This window comes from Pseudoalteromonas sp. P1-11 (assembly GCF_001399995.1).
In the GTDB taxonomy this organism is placed as follows: Bacteria; Pseudomonadota; Gammaproteobacteria; order Enterobacterales; family Alteromonadaceae; genus Pseudoalteromonas; species Pseudoalteromonas atlantica.
Window position 1 is genome coordinate 65,342 of the sequence record NZ_LJSP01000002.1, and the last position, 21,078, is coordinate 86,419.

Annotated in this window: 16 protein-coding genes and 1 riboswitch; of the genes, 9 read left to right on the forward strand and 7 right to left on the reverse strand. The window is 41.4% G+C overall.

Features of this window, described 5'->3' with window-relative positions; all coding sequences use genetic code 11:
* Nucleotides 1-23: 23 nt before the first annotated feature.
* Together AN390_RS03015 and AN390_RS03020 are read right to left on the reverse strand one after the other, a co-directional pair.
* A complete protein-coding gene (locus AN390_RS03015; RefSeq protein ID WP_029773597.1) occupies nt 24-926 on the reverse strand; it encodes a ketopantoate reductase family protein in 903 nt (300 codons plus the stop codon).
* Nucleotides 919-1,272 (reverse strand): VanZ family protein, encoded by a 354-nt coding sequence (locus tag AN390_RS03020; RefSeq protein ID WP_004588519.1) that lies wholly within the window; start codon nt 1,270-1,272, stop codon nt 919-921. The genes AN390_RS03015 and AN390_RS03020 overlap by 8 nt, the downstream gene beginning before the upstream one ends.
* Nucleotides 1,273-1,422: 150 nt before the next feature.
* Between AN390_RS03020 and AN390_RS03025 the strand changes: the two genes are divergently transcribed.
* The 3 genes from AN390_RS03025 (at nt 1,423) to AN390_RS03035 (ending at nt 5,071) form a co-directional block, all read left to right on the forward strand.
* Nucleotides 1,423-1,905: a YajQ family cyclic di-GMP-binding protein gene (locus AN390_RS03025; protein ID WP_004588518.1), complete on the forward strand. Its 483-nt coding sequence runs from the start codon at nt 1,423-1,425 to the stop codon at nt 1,903-1,905.
* Nucleotides 1,906-2,172: 267 nt separating this feature from the next.
* A complete protein-coding gene (locus AN390_RS03030) occupies nt 2,173-2,955 on the forward strand; it encodes a hypothetical protein (protein ID WP_055252935.1) in 783 nt (260 codons plus the stop codon).
* 86 nt (nt 2,956-3,041) lie between these two features.
* Nucleotides 3,042-3,205, forward strand: a riboswitch (cobalamin riboswitch).
* A gap of 36 nt (nt 3,206-3,241) precedes the next feature.
* The gene (locus AN390_RS03035; protein WP_055252936.1) at nt 3,242-5,071 is read left to right on the forward strand and encodes a TonB-dependent receptor domain-containing protein; all 1,830 of its coding nucleotides are present in this window, start codon (nt 3,242-3,244) and stop codon (nt 5,069-5,071) included.
* Between the two features lie 179 nt (nt 5,072-5,250).
* Here the strand turns inward: AN390_RS03035 and msrA are convergent, their stop codons facing one another.
* The 3 genes from msrA to AN390_RS03050 all read right to left on the reverse strand — a co-directional run bounded on the left by msrA (nt 5,251) and on the right by AN390_RS03050 (nt 10,040).
* A complete protein-coding gene (gene msrA, locus AN390_RS03040; RefSeq protein WP_055252937.1) occupies nt 5,251-5,787 on the reverse strand; it encodes a peptide-methionine (S)-S-oxide reductase MsrA in 537 nt (178 codons plus the stop codon).
* A gap of 89 nt (nt 5,788-5,876) precedes the next feature.
* The gene (locus tag AN390_RS03045) at nt 5,877-8,984 is read right to left on the reverse strand and encodes an efflux RND transporter permease subunit (RefSeq protein ID WP_055252938.1); all 3,108 of its coding nucleotides are present in this window, start codon (nt 8,982-8,984) and stop codon (nt 5,877-5,879) included.
* Nucleotides 8,985-8,987: 3 nt separating this feature from the next.
* Entirely contained in the window at nt 8,988-10,040 is a 1,053-nt protein-coding gene (locus AN390_RS03050; RefSeq protein WP_055252939.1) for an efflux RND transporter periplasmic adaptor subunit, read from the reverse strand.
* Nucleotides 10,041-10,286: 246 nt separating this feature from the next.
* Between AN390_RS03050 and AN390_RS03055 the strand changes: the two genes are divergently transcribed.
* The 6 genes from AN390_RS03055 to AN390_RS03080 all read left to right on the forward strand — a co-directional run bounded on the left by AN390_RS03055 (nt 10,287) and on the right by AN390_RS03080 (nt 15,865).
* Nucleotides 10,287-10,991: a DUF2982 domain-containing protein gene (locus AN390_RS03055; RefSeq protein ID WP_029773870.1), complete on the forward strand. Its 705-nt coding sequence runs from the start codon at nt 10,287-10,289 to the stop codon at nt 10,989-10,991.
* A gap of 20 nt (nt 10,992-11,011) precedes the next feature.
* Nucleotides 11,012-11,344: a hypothetical protein gene (locus AN390_RS03060; protein WP_024034321.1), complete on the forward strand. Its 333-nt coding sequence runs from the start codon at nt 11,012-11,014 to the stop codon at nt 11,342-11,344.
* Between the two features lie 150 nt (nt 11,345-11,494).
* Nucleotides 11,495-13,150: a DUF1566 domain-containing protein gene (locus AN390_RS03065; RefSeq protein ID WP_055252940.1), complete on the forward strand. Its 1,656-nt coding sequence runs from the start codon at nt 11,495-11,497 to the stop codon at nt 13,148-13,150.
* A gap of 9 nt (nt 13,151-13,159) precedes the next feature.
* Nucleotides 13,160-13,678, forward strand: coding sequence for a DUF1566 domain-containing protein (locus AN390_RS03070; RefSeq protein WP_055252941.1), 519 nt, complete (start codon nt 13,160-13,162; stop codon nt 13,676-13,678).
* A gap of 175 nt (nt 13,679-13,853) precedes the next feature.
* Nucleotides 13,854-14,771 carry an ExeA family protein gene (locus tag AN390_RS03075; protein WP_024034318.1) on the forward strand — a complete coding sequence of 306 codons (918 nt, stop codon included), beginning with the start codon at nt 13,854-13,856 and terminating at the stop codon, nt 14,769-14,771.
* Nucleotides 14,772-14,782: 11 nt separating this feature from the next.
* Nucleotides 14,783-15,865 carry a general secretion pathway protein GspB gene (locus AN390_RS03080; RefSeq protein WP_055252942.1) on the forward strand — a complete coding sequence of 361 codons (1,083 nt, stop codon included), beginning with the start codon at nt 14,783-14,785 and terminating at the stop codon, nt 15,863-15,865.
* A gap of 49 nt (nt 15,866-15,914) precedes the next feature.
* Here AN390_RS03080 and AN390_RS03085 read toward each other — a convergent pair whose 3' ends face one another.
* Both AN390_RS03085 and putA read right to left on the reverse strand, forming a co-directional pair.
* Entirely contained in the window at nt 15,915-17,108 is a 1,194-nt protein-coding gene (locus AN390_RS03085; protein ID WP_054983194.1) for an HD-GYP domain-containing protein, read from the reverse strand.
* Nucleotides 17,109-17,228: 120 nt separating this feature from the next.
* Entirely contained in the window at nt 17,229-21,032 is a 3,804-nt protein-coding gene (gene putA / locus AN390_RS03090) for a bifunctional proline dehydrogenase/L-glutamate gamma-semialdehyde dehydrogenase PutA (RefSeq protein WP_029773864.1), read from the reverse strand.
* Nucleotides 21,033-21,078 lie beyond the last annotated feature (46 nt).

Genomic DNA, 21,078 nt, shown 5'->3' on the forward strand with positions numbered 1-21,078 from the left:
TTAACCGTAATTTAGAGCGTGGTTTATACCACGCTTTTTTTTGCCTTAATTTTAGCAAGTAGGGCATCGTTTAGCGGGGTGCTGATATTTAATCGCTTACCTTGTTGGCTAATATAGCCACAAATGGCGTCTATTTCGGTTTGACGGTTATGCGCTACGTCTTGATGCATTGAAGAGTAGTTTTCAGCGGTTAGCATCATAACGTTGTAAGCGTTGTTAAGCGCATCGGCAAGTTTAATATCAAGCTTTAAAGCCTGAGCTACTTGGCATGCCTCAGTTAATAAATTAAAGATAATGCTATTAAAATAAGGGGCACGTAACTGACCATTTTTAATATCATACAGTGCGCTTAATGGGTTAATGGCAATATTTACTAATAGTTTTTCAAAACGTAGCTGCTCAATATTAGTACTGTAGCTTAGCTGCGGCACGTTTTGCAATTGTTCACACATTGCTTGGCGATAACTGTGCGCGCAAGGGTTGCAGGCACCTAATACGCTTTTACCTTCACCGGTGTGCTGTACTATAAAGTCGTTTGTTTTAAAGCCAGCCATGCTGGTGGTTAAAAAGTACAACGCTTGTCGCTTATCGAGTTGCTCATTGAGCGTTTCAACATTACCCATTCCGTTGTGCGATACAACAAGTACACTACTTGGCGATAAAAAGGGTTTAACTTGCGTAAAGGCCGATTGAACCTGAAAAGCCTTTACAGCAAAAATAACAATATCAAACGCGGGCTGTTCATTAATTTGCTTAAGCGTAATAAACCGCGCATTAATTTTTTGCGAAGGCTGTTTTGCTTTGCAATAAAAGCGTGTATTTGCAGTGGCTTTGCGTGTTAACACATGAACAGTGTGAGCTTTAGATAAAAAATGGCTTAGCAATAAACCAATAGCGCCGTCGCCAATAATAAGAATATTAGCCATAAGGGTTCTTTTTTCGAGGAGTAAAAATGGTTCTTAGTAAAAAGTACGTGGCCGCACCGGCAAAATCAGCAACAAAATCACCTAACGAGGCCTGCCTGTAGGGAAGCGCATCTTGCATTATTTCTATTGCTGCACCGTAGCCCGCAAGCAAGAGTACTTGCGTGTACAGCGGTAACTTAAAGGCTTTATCCATAATGATGGCAAGTATAAAAAATATCCCAAAGTGGGCAACTTTATCAACATGTGGAAATAAGTTCGTAACGCCGCCTTTTATTTCTTTGGCAAATAAGAGGGTAAACACCACAATACTAATCAAAAAAACTGCTTGGTAAACACGCCTTGTCACGATAAATCCTAAAACCGCTTAAAAAAGAGGCTGCAGTATATCAAACTAAATTAGTATCGCACCTGAACAACTGGCAGAAAAATGTAAAGATTTATAATTTTAGCGTTATAATCGGCGCATAAATTTAGATTTAATAGTTAGGAGAACCCAATGCCTTCATTTGATATCGTATCAGAAGTAGAAATGAACGAAGCTAAAAATGCAGTAGATAACGCAAACCGTGAGCTAGAAACGCGCTTTGACTTTAGAGGTGTTGACGCATCAATTGAGCTAAACGACAAAACAATTAAACTAAAAGCTGAAGCTGACTCACAAGTTATGCAATTGTTTGATATTTTAGCAGGTAAAATTTCTAAGCGTGGTATGGACGTAGCAAGCTTGGAGCTGCAAGACATCACTCGTGCTGGTAAAAACGTGTTTCGTAATGTTGCACTTAAACAAGGCATTGAGAAAGACATGGCTAAAAAAGTAGTTAAAGCCATTAAAGACTCAAAAGTAAAAGTACAAGCTGCTATTCAAGGTGAAGAAGTACGTGTAACGGGTAAAAAACGTGACGATTTACAAGCCGCTATGCAAGTCGTTCGCACTGCAGATTTAGGTCAGCCTTTCCAGTTTAAAAACTTTCGCGATTAATTAGCTAAGTGTCTTTAGTATTTTAAAGTGAAAATTTAAATGTGTGGTTATTGAATATATTAGCCACACATTTTACCCCGCCCTAATTACAGCCTTTACTTACTCGCAAGCCTAAACCCCTTTTACCTGTGTAAAATTAGTCCACTGTTATTCCATACTCTTTTAACGTTATTTAAATGCATTATTAAACCTGCTTATCACGCAGTTGCGTATATTAGGCTATTCTTAATATCAATATTACTTAATAGCGACTGTTAAAGGCTTTAAATGCTTAAGTTTTTTGTTTTTATACTTATTATTGCGAGCAGTAAGTTTAGCTTTGCCAAGCCAATAAATGTAGATGTGTTGGTAGAGGACGGTTACTTTCCAATTATTATTAATGCCGAAAAAGAGCAAGGGTTAGCGCCTGAGTTTGTAAAAATACTCAATGACTCTCAAAGCGAATATAAATTTACTCTTAACTCTTTGCCTGTAAAAAGGCTCAAAAAGTGGGTCGAATGGGGTGAATTCGACATGTTGTTTTTAATGGCTATGCAATGGGTGCCTGAGGTAGCAAGAAGTGCCTTACAGGAAACGAGCTTTTATGTTATTGCTAAAAATGAGTTGTATACGCTGGCACAAAACACCCAAAAGCAAAGCTATTTCGATGACTTACATGCTTTAACAAAAGCGGGGGTATTAGGGTATTCCTATCGTTTTGCTGATTTTAAAACCGATGCACAATATTTAAGTGAAGAACACCAAGTTAGTTTAACAATCGATGAGTTTAATGTTGTTAAAATGCTGCTATTAAAGCGTGCCGATGTAGGGGTGTTAAATAACATAGCTTATCAATACTTTAAAAAGAACAACATTTTTAATATGAACCTGCTTTATAAGAGTAATACCCCAGATGCTATATACGATACTCATTTTTTAGTTAATCCTGCGCGCAGTAAAATTACGGTAAAACAAATGGATAAGCTTTTAAATTCGCCCGAAATAAAACCTAAAATCACAGTGCTTTTAAGTTTATACGGCGTAACATCCAGCTTTACTGAAAATAAATAATTTAACCTTTAGCTATATAGACGTCCGTTGACATTTGTAAACAAACTGCTCACAATAACCGCCTATTTTCAAGGTGCTTGCTGGTTGCTAAATACAGGGTTTAAAGTATTAAAACTAACAGCGAGATAATCGGGAAGTTGGTGCGCCTTTATGACAAAAGCAATCCCAACACTGCCCCCGCAACGGTAAAGTATTAACGCATTTATGTGTTTACTGAGTCCGGAGACCGGCCTTGAAGTAATCTTACTTACTTAAATCTTTGCGGTGGGCAAAGATAGGGAACATCATGCTAAATAAAACAACTCTTGGCGTTGCTATCTCGGCTGCGCTGTCTTTTTCTGTATCTGCTGCACAAAGCCCAATTGAAAAAATCACTGTTACCGCTAATAAATTTGAACAATCAATAAATAATGTATTAGCGAGCGTTAATGTAATTGAACGCGCCGAAATAGATGCAAGCAATGTACGCGATTTACCAACCTTACTAAGCACACAAGTGGGTTTTCAAATTAATCCTAATGGTGGCTTTGGCCAAACGTCGGGCGTATCTTTGCGTGGTACAGGTTCTGGCGATACGCTAATTTTAATTGATGGTGTACGCACGGGCTCAGCCACGCTAGGACAAAAAGCATTAAGTAACGTGCCGCTAAATAGTATTGAGCGAATCGAGATCATAAAGGGCTCGCGTGCAGCTGTGTATGGCTCAGATGCATTAGCTGGGGTTATTAATATAATAACGCGTGAAGCGAGCAATGTATCACTTGATGCCACATTTGGCTCTAACGCTTATCAAAACTATCAACTTGCAGGTTCAGTAAAATCAGATGAAGTGGTTAGCGCATTCAATGCAGGCTTTGAAAAAACCGATGGTTTTGATGCATTACAAGGTATAGCGCCCGATGACGACAGCTATGAAAATAAAAACGTAGGCTTTAAAGTAAACTATGCAGATGCACACTACGGTAACTTTAAGCTACTAGGCCAGTACAGCGAAGGTTACGCGGATTACGATAGCAGCTTTAGCCCTGCAACGAGCACGGTTGAAAGAGGGGACTTTAAAAACTATCAACTGTCGGCGCAGTGGAGCAAAAATTACACTAACCAATCTCATGCTATAGATGTTGCTTTTGCAACCGATGATTCTGACAGCACATATGTGGACTCTTTTACCGGCGGGCCATTAACCAGTACATTTATTACTAAGCGCTCGCAAGTAGATTACAGCGGCCAATACCGCTTAACAAATGCGCTTAATATTAGCGGCGGCGTTAATTGGTATAACGATGATGTATCGCACAGCTCGCAAGCATTTGATGAGGATAGCCGCGATGTATTAGCAGTGTTTGTTGGGGCTTATTACGACACCGACACTGTGCTTGCCAATTTAACTCTTCGCCAAGACGACGATGAACAGTTTGGTGATGAAACAACCTATACTGCGGCGGCTGGTTATCATTTATCTGAAAATTCAACATTTAGAATTAGTCAAAGCACAGGTTTTAAAGCGCCAACATTTAACGATTTATACTACCCAAATTTTGGTAATCCAGATCTCCAACCTGAAAAATCAATAAACCGCGAGCTTGGTGTAAATGTTAATTTTGACAGTGCACAAGTCGATTTTGCAATTTTTAGAAACGACATCGAAGATAAAATTGATTACGATGAAAACTTTGCGTTAGCTAATATAAACGAAGCTCGCTATGAAGGGGTTGAGTTTAGCCTTACACAACAAATTTTAGGGTTTGATAGCCACTTTAATTTTGCATACTTAAGTGCCGAAAACAAAGAAACCGGCGATGAGCTACGCAATGTTGCCAAGCGCACTGTTAATTGGGAGCTCGCAAAGCAATTTGGTGATTTTGATGCTCGCATTGATATGCAATACCGCAGTGATCGCGAGGGGGCAGTAACGCGCCTAGGATCGTATACACTTTGGAACCTAGCGGGTAACTATCATGTAAACGATAATATTGAGCTGTCGCTGCGTGTAGAGAACCTATTTGACAGAGATTACAATGTGGTTGACTCAAGAGCTGACTTTACAAGCGGTGACGTATATTACTACAACACCCCAGAGCGCCGCTTTTTTGCAGGTGCAAGCTATCAGTTTTAATAGCGTTTTTTAATGTGTATTTATACCAATTCGCATTAATACTTAATCATTTTCAGGGGCTAAATGTGTCGCTATCTGCTTTAAAAAATTCTCGTTTAGAACAAACGTTTATCCATCCTCAAAATAGATCACTTAATTATGCGGATTGGTATTAGAATTATTTTAACAACGCAAATTAGCTAGTCAGCTAAAAACTCTTTAAATACAGTTTCAAACTTGTGTAACTTAGGCGCAATTAAAATACTACAGTAACCCTGCTGTGGGTTTTCGTTGTAGTAATCTTGATGATAATGCTCTGCTGGGTAATATGTGGTCGCAGGGCTAACCTCTGTCACTATTGGCTCGCTAATATGGTTTTGTAACTGGGCTATCATCTCATTGGTTTGACTTAATTGCGCATCGTTGTGGTAATAAACAACACTTCTATACTGTGTGCCAATATCGTTACCTTGGCGATTTAATTGCGTGGCATCGTGTAACGTAAAAAACATGCTAAGCAGTGTTTCAAAACTCACTACAGCGCTGTCAAATTCCAGTTGCACAACCTCAGCATGGCCTGTTGTACCAGAGCAGACTGATTTATACGTGGGGTTGTCGGTATGGCCGCCGGTGTAACCTGAGCTTACGTTTAGTACACCTTTTACTCGTCTGAATGCAGCGTCTATACACCAAAAACAGCCTCCACCAAATGTTGCTAGTTGTGTTGATGTGCTCATAAGTTGTCCTAATTATGTCTGTTACAGTATTAAGGCGAGCATAAATTGAATACGCCGTAACAGCAAGTTACGGCGCAGTGTAAGCTCAGTTAAATTTCTTCGCTGTCTTTTAACGGGTGAGAGTCGGCTTGCTTATTTAATTTTTGCTGTAAGAACTCTGGCGACTGTGTGTTGCGGGCTAGGGCATAATACGCTGCAGGCACAACATAAAGTGTTAGCAATGTTGATACAATAACCCCTGTAAATACCACCACACCAATTACCATGCGGCTCTCTGCGCCTGGGCCTGATGCCAATACTAAAGGCACTGCGCTCATTACCGTAGTCAGAGAGGTCATTATTATTGGGCGCAGGCGCTGAGTGGCCGCTTGCAAAATAGCCTCGCTAAATTCTACGCCTTTATCACGCAGTTGGTTGGTAAATTCGACTATTAAAATACCATTTTTAGCGCTTAAACCTATCAGCATTACAATACCAATTTGGCTATAAATATTAAGCGTTAAGCCAGTTGTCCATAGGCCAAACATGGCACCCATTAGGCCAAGTGGTACTGTTAGCATAATGACAAACGGGTGCATAAAGCTTTCAAATTGAGCAGCTAAAACTAAAAAGGTCACAGTTAGGGCAAGCACAAATACATAGGTCATGGCCGATGCGCCTTCGTAATATAATTGTGATTCACCTTTATAATCTACAGCGCCGTCTATGTCGTTTTCCTCAGCGGCTACTTTGTTTAAAAAGTTAAGTGCTTGTTCAAGTGTATAACCGTCAGCAAGATTAGCGCTTAGTGTAATGGCGCGCATTCGGTTATAACGGTTTAAGCGCGATGCTGTGGCCTCTTCTTTTAAGCTTATAAGGCTATCTAGTGGGACCAGCTCACCACTGCGTGATTTAAGGTAAATATTTGAAATGTCAGTAGGGTTTGTAAAGTCTTGTTTAGTGCCTTTTAAAATTACATCGTATTCTTCACCACGGTCAATAAAGGTGGTAACACGGCGCTGCCCCAGCATGGTTTCTAGCGTGGTACCTACATCTGATACCGACACACCTAAATCGGCGGCTTTGTTTTTATCTATGCTGACTAAAAATTGTGGAAAGGTTTCTTTATAGTCGTGATCGATTCTTACCAAGCCTGGATTTTTTTCTGCGCGCTCTATAATGCGGTCGCGCCAATCAGCAAGTTGCTCGTAATCGTTACCTTGTAGTACAAACTCTATGGGGCGAGAGGAGCCGCCACCGCCAATACCACGGCGCATAATAGCAAAGGCACGTACATCTGTTACTTCGGTCATTTTGGCGCTTATTTCGTCCATAACTTCCCAGGTAGAGCGCTTGCGCTTATCCCAATCGGCCATACCAACGATAGCAACACCGCCACTGCCGCCCCAGCCCGGTACGCGTACTAAAACACGGCTTAATTCGCCAGCTTCTGAGTAAGGAAGCAGGCGCTCTTCTATTTTGGCCATGTTGGCTGCGTTATTTTCATAACTTGCGCCTTCAGGGCCGCTCATCATAATAAAAAAGGTACCGCGGTCTTCTTTTGGCGTAAGCTCAGAAGGCACTTGCAAAAACAACGAGTAGCTAACAAAACCAGCAAGTACTAGGCTTATCATTAAGCCCCATTTTTTGGTCATATTTGAGGTAAGCGATTGGCGGTAACTGTTTTCAACTTTGCTAAAAACACGGTCCATCCATTGGCTAAATTTACTTTCTTTTTCTGACGCTTTTAAAACTTTAGAGCACAGCGCCGGCGAGAGCGTAAGGGCAGTAATACTAGAGAAAAACACCGCGGCACTTACAGCCATTGCAAACTCTGTAAACAAAGCGCCAATTCGGCCATCCATAAATACTAAAGGTACAAACACCGAAATAAGCACAAGCGTTGTCGCAATAATTGCAAAGCCTACTTCGCGGGCACCTCTAAAGGCCGCTAATAAAGGTGGCTCGCCAAGCTCAATCCGACGGTGAATATTTTCAAGCATTACAATGGCGTCATCTACGACTAGGCCAATTGCTAATACCAGCGCAAGTAAGGTTAATAAGTTGATTGAATAACCCATGGCAAGTAAAAACATAAAGCTGCCAACAAGTGCTACAGGCACAGTAACGGCGGGGATAAGCGTAGCGCGAATATTACCTAAAAAGATAAATATTATTAACACCACTAACCCCATAGAAATGGCAAGCGTGCTATATACTTCGTTGATTGACTCTTTAATAAAAATAGACGAGTCGTAGCTGTCTTGAATAGTGGTGCCCTCTGGCAAATTACGTTTTATTTTTTCAAGTTCACTGCGGGCGTTGTCTACCACTGTTAAGGTGTTTGCTTTAGCTTGCTTTACTATGCCAAGGCCAATCATGTTACGGCCGTTACCACGGAACAGGCTTTCATCGTCGGCGGCTTCTAAATGTACATCGGCAACTTCACCTAAACGCACAAGGTAGCCGTCTTCACCACGTTTAATAACTAAGTTTTGAAAATCACGTTGGTCTTTATAGCTACGCGCTGTTCGTACGGTAAAATCGCGGTCGATAGATTCAATTTCACCTGCTGGTAGCTCTACGTTTTCACTGCGTAGGGTGTTTTCGATATCACTCGAAGTGATCCCTCGAGCAGCCATGGCTTGGCGGTTTAGCCAAATTTTCATGGCGTATTGGCGCTCACCACCAATACGTACATTTGAAACGCCATCTACAACGGCTAATCGGTCGACAATAAAGCGCTGTGCATAATCGCTCAATTGCAGCGAGTTCATGGTTTCACTGTTAAGTACAAACCAAGCAATAGGGCTCTCGTCGCTGTTTGACTTAGACACCTCTGGTGGGCGCACTTGCTCTGGTAGATTGTCTAGTGCGCGAGCAACTCGCTCTCGTACATCGTTTGAGGCTGCGTCAATATCACGGCTTATATCAAACTCAATAACGATATTAGAGCGCCCATTTCTGCTTGAAGAATTAATACTTTTAATGCCTTCAATACCCGATATTCGGTTTTCTAATATTTGCGTTATTTTTGTCTCGACTATTTCTGCCGAAGCACCAGTGTAGTCAGTACTAATACTAACAATAGGGGTTTCAATATCGGGGTATTCTCTAAGTGGTAGCATCGAAAAAGCCACCAAGCCAAATGTTAGCAGTAGTAAGTTAATTACTATGGCAAAAACAGGGCGTTTAACACTCGTATCTGTAATTTTCACCGATTAACCCTCAACACTTACTTTGCTACCAGGGCGAATTTTAATAATGCCTTCGGTAATCACTTGCTCGCCATCGCTAAGGCCTTCATCAATCGCTACCCAGCCGTTATTTCTGCTTGCAACATGCACTTCTACCTTGTTGGCAATACCCTCTTTTACTTGGTATACAAAATGTTTATCTTGCAGTGGGATCACGGCTTTTTCTGGCACCATAAGCGCCTGATTACTACTAAGCTCCAAAGCGGTGTTTAAAAGCATACCAGGGCGTAATAGCCCGGATTTATTAGCAAAGCTTGCGGTTACTTCTACACTGCGAGTAATCGAGTCGATACGAGAACTAATATGGGTCACTTTGCCGGTGAAAGTGCGCCCTGGGTAGGCATCGTTTTGAGTATGTACTTTCATGCCTAGGTTAAGTTGAGATAAATATTTTTCAGGAACTTTAAAGTCAACTTTTATAATACTAATATCATCAAGCGTTGTAATAATTGTATCGCTACTTACATAAGCACCAACCGACACTTCTCGTTTGCCTAATAAGCCAGAAAACGGTGCGGTAATTAGCATTTCATCAAGTTTGGTTTTAGCGCTTTCTAGTTGGGCTTGCGTGGCATCTACGCGAGAAAGCTGCTCTTCTAATAATGATTTAGCGGTAGATTGCGTACGAGAAAGCTCAGTAAGGCGGCTTAACTGACGTTTTTCTTCTTTTAAGTTAATGCCTAGCTCTTTTACAGCGTATTGTTCTTGCTGATTTTGCAGCTGCACAAGGCGTTGGCCTTTACTTACTAAGTCGCCATCTTCAAAATATATGTGTGTAACATAATCGCTTTGTGCGCTTTTTATATAAATTGCTTGGTTTGCGCGTGCACTGCCTATGGCTTCAATCATAACGGTGTTTTCTTGAGACGATACTGTATGAGCCATTACCTGTGTGGGTGTATCACTTGAATTAGATTGTTCACCATGGCTAGATGGCAAATATAAGTACACACTTAAAATAACAAGAAGCGTAATTAAAAATGGAAAAAGAGCTTTACCTGACTGTTTTGAATACATCGTTTTCATACCTGAAAATAAATTGTAAGTATTGTACGAAATAAGACCGTGAAAAGGCGGTTATGTGTCTCATAAATTTGTGCGTTAGGCGTAAAAATTTATGAGACTAATTACTTGTTCCCATTTAACACTAAAATTATGATAAAACGATGAAGCAACCACCGCAGTGTAAAACCTGTTTAACAATGAGAAAAATAATACTTTGGGGTATTGTTATGTTTTTATTTTATATGGCTTTTTACCAATATGGGTAAGCCAAGTTCAATAATAAAATACAGGGCGCAAGGGGCGCGCAATGGCATTGAAGTACTTACTGTAGGCAGCGTAGGTTTGGTATTTATTATGCTGTTTAATTTACTGCGCCCGGGTGAAATTAGCTTAATAGAAATTTTTTTAGTAAGCATGTGCATAGCTGCTATTTTTATTGGTTTTTTAAAAACACAGGAACCTTATTACAGTTTAGTGCTTAGTGAGTCCTTACTTGTGTATCAGCATAAGTATGGCCAGTGGCAGTTACATGTTAGTAACTTACACCACAGCGGTATTCCTAAGGTGGCTGACGGCCTTGAATACCTTGAATTAAACGCAGTAGGTTTAAAACTTAATGATATGGACGAATTTTTAAGCGCTATACACCCACGCATTGCCGGAAAACTACTGATAGAGCAGCGTAATTTATTTATGCAAGCTGTTCAAAAACATTGCAAAAATGGCAATTGCCCATCAGAATGGTTAATAGAAGAGACACAATACACCTCACCTAAAGGATTTAGCTATACTGGACTTATAGCTATGTTTGCTAACAGAGCCAAGCACCTTGAGTTGTTAACGGGATATAATTTACTGTTACCCGCAAGTGTATTAGAGACAGACATTTGGTCGTTCAGTGCCGATTTAAATAAATGGAAACGCGCACCTGAACGGTTTATAGCATCGCAAGTTGGACACTAAATGCGATAGTAGGAAAAATAATGAGCCAAGAAAGATCTTTTATAAAGAGTGGTCGCAACACCATCATCCATAAAGATAAAAAGCTTGATCTAGTCATTGTAAATGCAGAGCAGCACCCACGTATAAAGGTAACTCAAAATGGTTTGGAGCCATTTAAAGAGGACCTACCTAAAAACCGGCGTGATGCCAAAGAGCGTTACCTTGAAATTGTTAATGTAAGTAGCGCTGATATTTTTGGTGAAGAAAAACAGCTGTTGTTTATTCAGGCGCTTGATGGGCGTGAATACAAAGTAGATTACTCAAAAATAGGCACTAAGCTGTTTGTGCGTATTCATCAAGATACGTATATGTAATACCAATCCACAATAATGCTTAATCATTTTGCGACACGTTTTCCAGCCTCAAAATGGATCACTTAATTAAGCGAATTGGTATAACTCTAAATGGCACCTTTATTGCTAGTGATTACACTATAGTAATTATTTGACATTTAGGTGCGTTTTATGAAAGCGTTTGCTTTTACTCCCCTTATATCTTGTTTTTTATTGGCTGCCTGTGGCGGTGGAGGCGGCGGTAGTGAAGACTCTACTGTTGAAACCTCGGTTAATGCCGGAACCGATCTTCAAGTTGTAGAAAAAACAGAGTTTACAATCACCGCACAAGGCTCACCAGCCGACGGTACCTTTACTTGGCAGCGCGTTAGCGGCCCATCTGTGGACGGCTTCCCGCTTGAAGGTGCAGAGCAAACAATTACTGCGCCCGATGTTAAAGCCGATAGTGAACTTGTACTATCTGTAAGCTATCAAACAGATAATGGCAGCTTAGTTAGTGACAACGTGAGCATATTTATTACCTCAAGTAATCAATTACCGCTTGCTGTTGTTAGTCAAACAGCCCCAGAAATACTGCCTTCAACCTATAACGACACCGTAACGTTAAGCGCTGAAGAGTCGAGCGACCCTGACGAAAATGGCCAAATTAATAGCTATCAGTGGCAATTAATTTCAGGCCCTGATTTAGATGTAACCGACTTTGACAACTCTACGGTAAGTTTTAGCCACCCGCTGCTTGAATCAAATACTAATTTAATATGGCAATTAAGCGTTACCGACGACGAGGGCGGCGAGGCAAGTACTGAATACAGTATGACATTAAATAAAACAGACGAGCTGGTTGTGGCCAATGCCGGAGATGACCAAAACGTTGAAGAATTTGAGGAAGTGACCTTAGATGCAAGTGAAAGTGACACCCTAACAGATACGTTTTCATGTAGCTGGCAACAATTAACGGGCAATGCCGAAACGCTGGCAAATACTAGCCAATGTACCACGACATTTTTTGCCTCCGACGTTGATTTAGATACCACGTTGAGCTTTGAAGTCACTGTTACTGATTCTAAAGGGCGCACTGACACCGATACCGTATTTATTGACGTATCACCAAAAGCATTAGGGTTAATTAACGACAGTGGCCTAGGCGAGTGTTATAACAATACCCAGCGTATCAATTGCCAAAGTAGTGACTTTCCGGGTCAAGATGCAGAGCTTGGTCGAGACAGCTTTGCCAACCAACTCGATAAAGCAGGCCAAGGTAACCTTGCGTTTGACTACACTAAGCTAAATCAGTTTGCTGATGAAGTAGCGGATGATAGTGACGACTTTACTTGTATACGCGACAACGTAACGGGGCTTGTATGGGAAGTGAAAAGTGTAGAGTCAGGTACATTACCTAATACCACCTTACGCGATGGCCAAAATCATTACTTTTGGGATTTAGGCACGACAACCTTTACCGATACCAGTACCGCTAATACCACCTGTCCAGATGATACAAGCTGTGGTGTGCAAACCTATATAAATGAAGTGAACGACTTAGATTTTTGCGGCGGTACCAATTGGCGCTTACCAACTTACACTGAGCTGTTGAGCTTAATAGATTATGGCAAGCAGGGCGAAAACGTATTAATTGATGAAGCGTTTTTTCCAAATATGCCAGAAGCAGGCGCTATAGATGATGTGAATTTACCGTACTGGACATCACAAACTGCAGCCGATGGTACCAGCTTATCGCAAGCGTACATTATCGATATGAGCAACGGGAATGACTTAGCCTACCCGAAAGAAAAATACGCGTATGTACGTTTAGTCAGAAGCCGATAGGAGAAAATCATGAAAACATGCTTACTATTTTCAATGGCTGTATTTAGCGCAAGCTTTCAACTAGCCGCAGCGCAAACGTGTTACGACGGGGCGGATACAACAACACCAACCACTCGCTTCACTCTTAATGACGATGGCACAGTGTTAGATACAGAAACAGGCCTAATGTGGCAACGTTGTAGCTACGGACAAGTTTACGATAGCGACACTGAAACATGCACAGGCTCTTCTCCGTCACTTAATTGGCAAGAAGCACTTAGAGGCGCAGAAAACGACACCACTGCCGATTACGACGATTGGCAGGTGCCTAATGTTAAAGAGCTTGCCAGTATTTTAGAGCACAGCTGCACCGAACCAAGTATTAACGAAGAGGTGTTTTTAGGCACTAAATTGCAAAACTACTGGAGTAATACCTCAGGGGTAAGCACGATGAGCTCAGCATGGGTTTACCAGTTTGATAGTGGGCTTAATAGCTTACATGCTAAAACCAGTGACGTGTATTTACGTTTGGTGCGTTACGAAAACTAAGTAAAATAAAATAGCCAAGCACTTAGCTTTAATACAAAAGCGCCGCTAAATTTAGCGGCGCTTTTTTGTTTTACATAAATTTACGTTATTTCAATAATAAAGCGCATACAACGTTGTTACTTTGTCGTTTTTTTTGCCATTATAGGCCGAGTTTTAATGACGAAGGAACATTGCGGTGTATTTAAGCTACTTTGGCTTGAGCGAAAAGCCATTTTCGATCTCGCCCAACCCCCATTATTTATTTTTAAGCGAACGCCACAAAGAGGCACTTGCCCACTTAACCTATGGTTTAGGCGAAGATGGCGGGTTTGTATTGCTAACCGGCGAAGTGGGAACAGGCAAAACCACCATTACCCGCAGTATGTTAGAGCAACTGCCAGAGAATACTCAAGTTGCAATGATCCATAATCCGGCGCTGTCGGAGCTTGAGCTTTTGGCCAGTATTTGTGATGAGCTAAACATTACTTACGATGCCCAAAATGCCACCCTTAAAAGTTTAACCGACATTATTAAGCAGCACTTAGAGGCTAATAACAAAGCGGGCGGGCACACAATTTTAATTATTGATGAAGCGCAGCTCCTTGCCCCCGATGTGCTTGAGCAATTACGACTATTAACCAACATAGAAACTGATCATAAAAAACTGTTACAAATAGTCTTAGTGGGTCAACCAGAGCTTCAGGCATTATTAAAACGTACTGAGCTTAGGCAGTTAGCGCAGCGAATTACAGCACGGTATCATTTATTACCGCTCACCCAAGGGCAAACAGTTGCGTATATAAAGCATCGTTTACATATTGCCGGGTGTGATAAAGGCGTTTTTTCGCTCGATGCTATGCAAGCTGTACATCAGTTAACTGGCGGCATTCCACGCTTAATGAATTTAGTCTGTGAGCGCGCGTTAGTCGGGGCTTTTTCTAAGCAGCAGCTTATTGTTGATAGTGATATTATAAAACAATCAGCCCAAGAATCACTGCCTATGGACTTTGTGGCTGCGCAGAATAATGCGCCTAAATCCACTGGCCGTGTTTATTATTACTTAGCATTTGCTGCTTTGTTTGCAGTAGGTGTTGGCATGTCGTTTATTATATAGTTAGGTAATTTATGTCTTATTTATTAGATGCATTAAAGCAATCTCAACAAGCAGATATGAGCGCCGAGCAATATGATTTGCAGTCAGCGCAGTTAAAACAGCAGCAAGCACTTACGCGCTATAAAAAAATGGTGTGGCTACTTGGCGGCGCAATTGCAGCATTTATTGCTATAGCGGGTGGCTTTACAGCAGGTAAGTGGTTTCAAAGCAGCGCACTATTAAACACAAGCCAGACGGTTGATGTTGTTAGCACTGATAGCAAAAAGCAAAAACAAGCAGTAACAGATAAGCCAACTACAGCGCAAAATAAAGCCGAAAAGCCTGTAACATCACCTTCTTCAGAGGCTGAAAAAAATAGTAATAAAGCAACGATTGAAGGGCAGTTGGTGTATGTACAAACACCTACCGGGGTACAAAAAATGTTGCTTACCCCACAAGGGCAGTATATCCCTATTAATGATAATCCGGCGCAGCAGCAACCAGGTTACAATGTGCAAACCCCTATAAATGCTAACGGGTATAATCAAAATGCGTTTAATCAGCAAACTTACAATGCACAGCTACCTAATACGCAAAGCTATAATCCACTTGCTTATAATGCACACGGCCAAAACACGCAATTTATGCAGCCACAAACACAAAATACAAGCTCAGCAGGTTTAGATATGAGCAAGTATAAAGTGCTTGGAAAACCACTGAATGGTGAGAATACCCCAAGCACGCAAGCGCCGCAAAGTAGTCCGGAGCTTGATGCTGTACCGAGTAAATTAAAAGATGCCTTTGCGCAAGCGATAAAAGACTCGGAGCAAGAACAAGATTACGAAGTAACCCAGGCCTCACGCAGCTCATCTCGAGTTAAACCGGTTGAGCTATTACCTGATGGCTTACAAGCCATGCTGCCAAGCATTAAATACCAAGCACATATATACTCTTCAAGTGCAGATAAACGCTGGATAAAGCTTAATGGGAGAGAGCTACACGAAGGGGAGAGCATTGGGGCACTAACAGTGCGCGAAATTACCCCAGAGCAAAGTGTACTTGATTTTGATGGTTATGAATTCAGTATTAAAGCTTTGCAGGATTGGCCGCAATAAAGCGCAGCTAATAAAGTAAGGCCGCAAAACTGCGGCTTTACTTTTTAACTCAGGGTAAAATAGCGTTTTTGTAAAAGCGCTCTAAATCAATGTTGTAGTCGGTCGGCTTAACAGTTGATTCGAGCTTGTCAGCTGTTTTTTTATTTGCCAAGTTTATATCTTGCATTTCCGTGTAGCGACCGTGTTTAGCACTATAAAATGTTTTAACCACCGGCTTTAAAGGTGTTTCAGGGTTACTCTGTGTAACCAAGCCTACTTTTTGGCTAGATAAGCGCACCAAGGTGCCTACTGGGTGAATGCCAATACATTGGATAAACTTAGTAAGTAGCTCACCATCAAAGCTATCAGGGCAACCATCTTTTAAAATTTTAAACGCTTTTATAGGCTCCATACCTGCTTTATATACCCGCTCTGCCGTAAGTGCATCATATACATCTACAATTGACGCCATACGTACGTATTGGCTTATCTCATCGCCTTTTTTGGCAAACGGATAGCCTTTTCCGTCTAACCGCTCATGGTGTAGGCCGGCAATATCTACAGCAATCCCCGTTAATCCTGCTTCTTCCAAAATTTGCTTAGAATACAGAGCATGGTTTTGCATAATTTTAAATTCGTCATCACTAAAGCGGCCCGGTTTATTGAGCACTTTGTCAGGAATTTTAATTTTTCCTATGTCATGCAACAAAGCACCTGTAGTGAGCTCTACAATAATGTCGCGTTCTATGCCTAAGTGCTTTGCAAAAATACCCATTAAAATAGAAACGTTGATAGAGTGCTCTAATAAGTAAGCATCTTTTTGACGCATTTGGGTTAAGCAGGCTAGGGCATCTTGGTTTCTAAAAATAGAGTCCATAAAGCCACTGGCAAGCTCTTTAAAAGGCGCTATGTCTATATCTCTACCCGCTTTTATATCGCCAAAGGCCTTTTGTTGAAGTGTTTTAGCTTCGTCGTAGAGCTTTTTAGCTTTGCCCATTTCTTGTTCGCTACTATGAACTTTAAGCCAAGGGTCGCGTTTTTTAATCTCAGCCTTAGGCGCTGGGGCTTGGGTGTCGGGCTCGGGTGTAGTTAATGTTTTATCTGGATCTATCTCTATTTCTAAAATGCCCGCTTTTTTGAGCTTATCGATACTCGTCTGAGTTTTAACCCAGCCTTGGTTTTTAATTTTAATGCGCCCAGTTTGTTTTGTAACACTTTGAACAAACATGCCAGGCTGTAATTGCGAAATAGAGATGACTTTCAATTTTTTTGCTTCTGTAATGGGTCTTTGTTTAAATTAGCATCATTATACGTTTCAATATAAAAAAAAAGGCACTTTTTAAGTGCCTTTTTTTACATTTTTAGTTAATTAGTATTGGATGGGCTATTCGTCATCTTCTACTAGGGTCATCAGTGAAGTATTACCACCAGATGCGGTAGTATCTATACTGATCGTTTTTTCAGTAATTAAGCGCTTAATTAACGTATCGTAATACTCTGAAGTAATTACTGGTAAAATAGCGCCTTTACGCTGTGCAAGTTGTTGGCTGAAGTAACCTAAACGAGACGAACGTGCAGCAACCACCGCACCCGCTAAGTGAGGGTGAGCCAAAATAGCTTGTAGCTGATTAGGTTTTGCAACCTGGAACACGCCCTCAGCAACGCCTGTGGCAATAAACTTATCTTTAAAGGCTACCGCTTCGTCGTAAAATAGCTCTGATGCTACCGTAATTACTGTATTACCTGCAGCAAGTGCTGTAATGATTGAAAGCGCCCAAAAGTTAAATGACGTGCTTTTATCTGCATAACATACTACACAACCACGTGCTTCAAGGTGCAAGGTGTTTGATTCACCAGTAGGCCCAGGCAAAGTAGTAAACTTACGCATATGTTTTTCTAAACGGTTAAGTTGTGCACGCGCTTCTGAAAGCGTTAATGCCAAATCGTCCGCTAGGTCATCAATAATTTCGACCGTTGCTACTTTAGCAAGCAACTGACGAACAGCCGATACACGGTCATTTAACGGTGTTGCACGCCAAATTTTCTCATCGCGCATTGAGTTAGCCATCAGCTTTTCAACTTGCTCGTTTGCACCGCTGTAATGGTGTAAATCAAGCTCATCTGGCGTTAGGTTAGTCATTTGCACGTTATCAGGTGATGCTTTCTCTTTTACTAAACGCTGCAGGTAGTTAGGGCCACCGGCTTTAGGGCCAGTACCAGATAAACCACGGCCACCAAATGGTTGCACACCTACAATGGCACCAATCATGTTGCGGTTTACATATACGTTACCCGCACGCGACATTTTAGCTAGGTACTCACAACGCTCTTCAATACGTGAGTGAACACCCATTGTTAAGCCGTAACCTGTGTTGTTAATTTGGTCAATCACGTTGTCGATATCATTCGCTTTAAAGCGAACAATGTGCACACATGGACCAAATACTTCACGTTTAAGTACTGATAAATCTTCGATTTCGTATAAACGAGGGGCAAAAAAGTAGGCGCCATTTTCGGTGTTATCAGGGATCTTACACTCGTAATGAAGTGTTGCATTACCTTTTAAGTATTCAACATGATCATTTAGCGTTTTAAGGGCTTTTTCATCAATTACTGGGCCTACATCGGTAGAAAGTAATGACGGATCGCCAATATGCAGCTCGGCGAGTGCGCCTTTAAGCATTTCTATAATGCCATCGGCTACATCTTCTTGTATAAATAATACACGTAGTGCTGAACAACGCTGGCCTGCACTTTGGAAACCTGAGCTTATTACATCATCAACAACTTGCTCTGGCAGCGCTGTTGAATCCACAATCATACAGTTTTGGCCACCGGTTTCTGCAATTAGCGGTACTTGAATATCGTTACGCGCAGCCAGTGTTTGTGAAATCAGTGTGCCTGTTTCTGTAGAACCAGTAAACATAACTGCCTGAATACGCTCATCAGGTACGATTGTTTTACCTACCTCAGAACCGCGGGCAATCACCGGCTGTACTACATGCTCTGGTAAGCCAACCGAAAGCATTAACTCAATAGCGCGAAGTGCGATTAAGCTTGTTTGCTCTGCAGGTTTTGCAATAACAGTATTACCAGTCACAATGGCAGCGGCCACCTGACCTAAGAAAATAGCAAGCGGGAAGTTCCACGGGCTAATACATAAAATCACACCGCGTGCTTCAAAGCGCTCATCGCTTGCAAGTTCTTCTGCACGTGCCGCGTAGTAACGACAAAAATCAACGGCTTCACGTACTTCGTCAATACCATCTTGCGCAATTTTACCGGCTTCTTTAATACATATAGCTACGAGCTCATCGTGGTGACGCTCTAAAATATCTGCCACGCGGCGTAATAAATTAGCACGCTCTTTTACAGATGTTTGCGACCATGACTCAAATGCCGCTTCTGCATTGGCCAAAATGTCTTTCATCTCATCGCCAGATTGCAGTTTAACGTGGCCGATGATTTCGTTGTGATTAGCTGGGTTTTTAACTGCTAATGCGCCTTCAGGTACTTGGCTTTGATCAATTAAGTGATCGTTAAACCAGTTTTCAAGGTTTTCTTTGAATGGCGTAATTACATTAATATCGGTTAAGTCCATGCCTTTAGAGTTAGCGCGTTCATCGCCGTATAAGTCGATTGGCATTTTAATTTGCGTATTGTACTTATTACGTAAACCTTGCAGTGTTTCTACTGGATCAGGTAATAGCGACTCAACAGGTTTAGTGGTATCTACAATGGCGTTTACAAACGATGAGTTAGCGCCATTTTCTAGTAAACGACGTACTAAGTAGGCAAGTAGGTCTTCGTGCTGGCCAACGGGTGCATAAACACGGCATTGAATTTTTTCTTCATTTACGATTTGGTCAAATAAAGATTCGCCCATACCGTGTAAACGCTGGAATTCAAACCCGGTGTTATCGCCTTTAGCAACTTCTAAAATAGTGGCTGCAGTGTAAGCGTTGTGTGTTGCAAATTGCGGGTACAGTACATCGCGTGCTTCTAGCATTCTAATAGCACAAGCTTTGTAAGATACATCGGTAGTTGCTTTACGCGTAAATACTGGGTAGTGCTCTAAACCATCTTGTTGCGTGGTTTTAATTTCTGTATCCCAGTAGGCACCTTTTACAAGGCGAACCATCATTTTACGGCCTACACGAGTAGCAAGTTCAGTTACCCATTCAATAACAAAAATAGCGCGCTTTTGGTATGCTTGTACGGCTAAACCAAAACCTTGCCAGTTACCTAAATCTTCATCGCTAAATACCGCTTCTATAACATCTAACGAAATATCTAAGCGGTCAGCTTCTTCTGCATCAACTGTAAAGCCAATGTCGTATTTTTTAGCAGCAAGCGCGAGCTCTTTTAGTTTAGGCACAATTTCGGCCATTACGCGGTCTTTATGCGTGAACTCATAACGTGGATGAATAGCAGAAAGTTTAACTGAAATACCAGGGCTTTTAACTGGGCCACGGCCATTTGCCGCTTTACCAATTGCATGGATTGCGTTCATGTAGCTGTCGAAGTAACGCTTGGCATCTTTCATTGTGCGCGCGCCTTCGCCTAACATGTCGTATGAGTAAACGTAGCCTTTTTGCTCTTTTTCAGCAGCGCGTTCAATGGCTTCGTCAATGGTGCGACCCATAACGAACTGCTTACCCATAATTTTCATGGCAAAGTTTACAGACTTGCGAATCACAGGCTCGCCTAAACGACCTATGGTCTTTTTAAGCATGCCAAATTGCTGTTCTTTGGTTTTATCTGTGTAGTTAACCATTTTACCGGTTACTAATAATCCCCACGAAGAAGCATTAACGAATAAAGAATCGCTGCTTCCTAAATGAGAACTCCAATCACCTTTAGCAAGCTTGTCACGAATTAACGTATCTTGCGTGGCTTTGTCTGGTACGCGAAGTAGGGCTTCGGCCAAACACATTAACACTACACCTTCCTCACTAGAGAGTGAGAATTCATTTAAAAGTGCGTCTACACCGCTTTGACCGTCTTGATCTTTTCGAATGTTTAAAACAATCTGGCGAGCTCTTTCCCATGCACGGCTTCGTGCTTTAACACCCACTTCTGCAAGTGGTAAAATATGATCAATAACAGCATTTTCATCAATGCGGTAAAAATCACGAATTTTCTGTCTTGTAGGACAGGTTGTTGTCAAATCGCCATTGAATAACATAAGCAACCCTTAGGAATGTTAATATGTAAATAGTAGAACAAAATTT

Bases quoted from the DNA above. Each gene is read 5' to 3' on its own strand.
- AN390_RS03015 (WP_029773597.1), bottom strand. From the start codon at position 926: ATGGCTAATATTCTTATTATTGGCGACGGCGCTATTGGTTTATTGCTA.
- AN390_RS03025 (WP_004588518.1), top strand. From the start codon at position 1,423: ATGCCTTCATTTGATATCGTATCAGAAGTAGAAATGAACGAAGCTAAA.
- AN390_RS03030 (WP_055252935.1), top strand. From the start codon at position 2,173: ATGCTTAAGTTTTTTGTTTTTATACTTATTATTGCGAGCAGTAAGTTT.
- AN390_RS03035 (WP_055252936.1), top strand. From the start codon at position 3,242: ATGCTAAATAAAACAACTCTTGGCGTTGCTATCTCGGCTGCGCTGTCT.
- msrA (WP_055252937.1), bottom strand. From the start codon at position 5,787: ATGAGCACATCAACACAACTAGCAACATTTGGTGGAGGCTGTTTTTGG.
- AN390_RS03050 (WP_055252939.1), bottom strand. From the start codon at position 10,040: ATGTATTCAAAACAGTCAGGTAAAGCTCTTTTTCCATTTTTAATTACG.
- AN390_RS03055 (WP_029773870.1), top strand. From the start codon at position 10,287: ATGGGTAAGCCAAGTTCAATAATAAAATACAGGGCGCAAGGGGCGCGC.
- AN390_RS03060 (WP_024034321.1), top strand. From the start codon at position 11,012: ATGAGCCAAGAAAGATCTTTTATAAAGAGTGGTCGCAACACCATCATC.
- AN390_RS03065 (WP_055252940.1), top strand. From the start codon at position 11,495: ATGAAAGCGTTTGCTTTTACTCCCCTTATATCTTGTTTTTTATTGGCT.
- AN390_RS03070 (WP_055252941.1), top strand. From the start codon at position 13,160: ATGAAAACATGCTTACTATTTTCAATGGCTGTATTTAGCGCAAGCTTT.
- AN390_RS03080 (WP_055252942.1), top strand. From the start codon at position 14,783: ATGTCTTATTTATTAGATGCATTAAAGCAATCTCAACAAGCAGATATG.
- putA (WP_029773864.1), bottom strand. From the start codon at position 21,032: ATGTTATTCAATGGCGATTTGACAACAACCTGTCCTACAAGACAGAAA.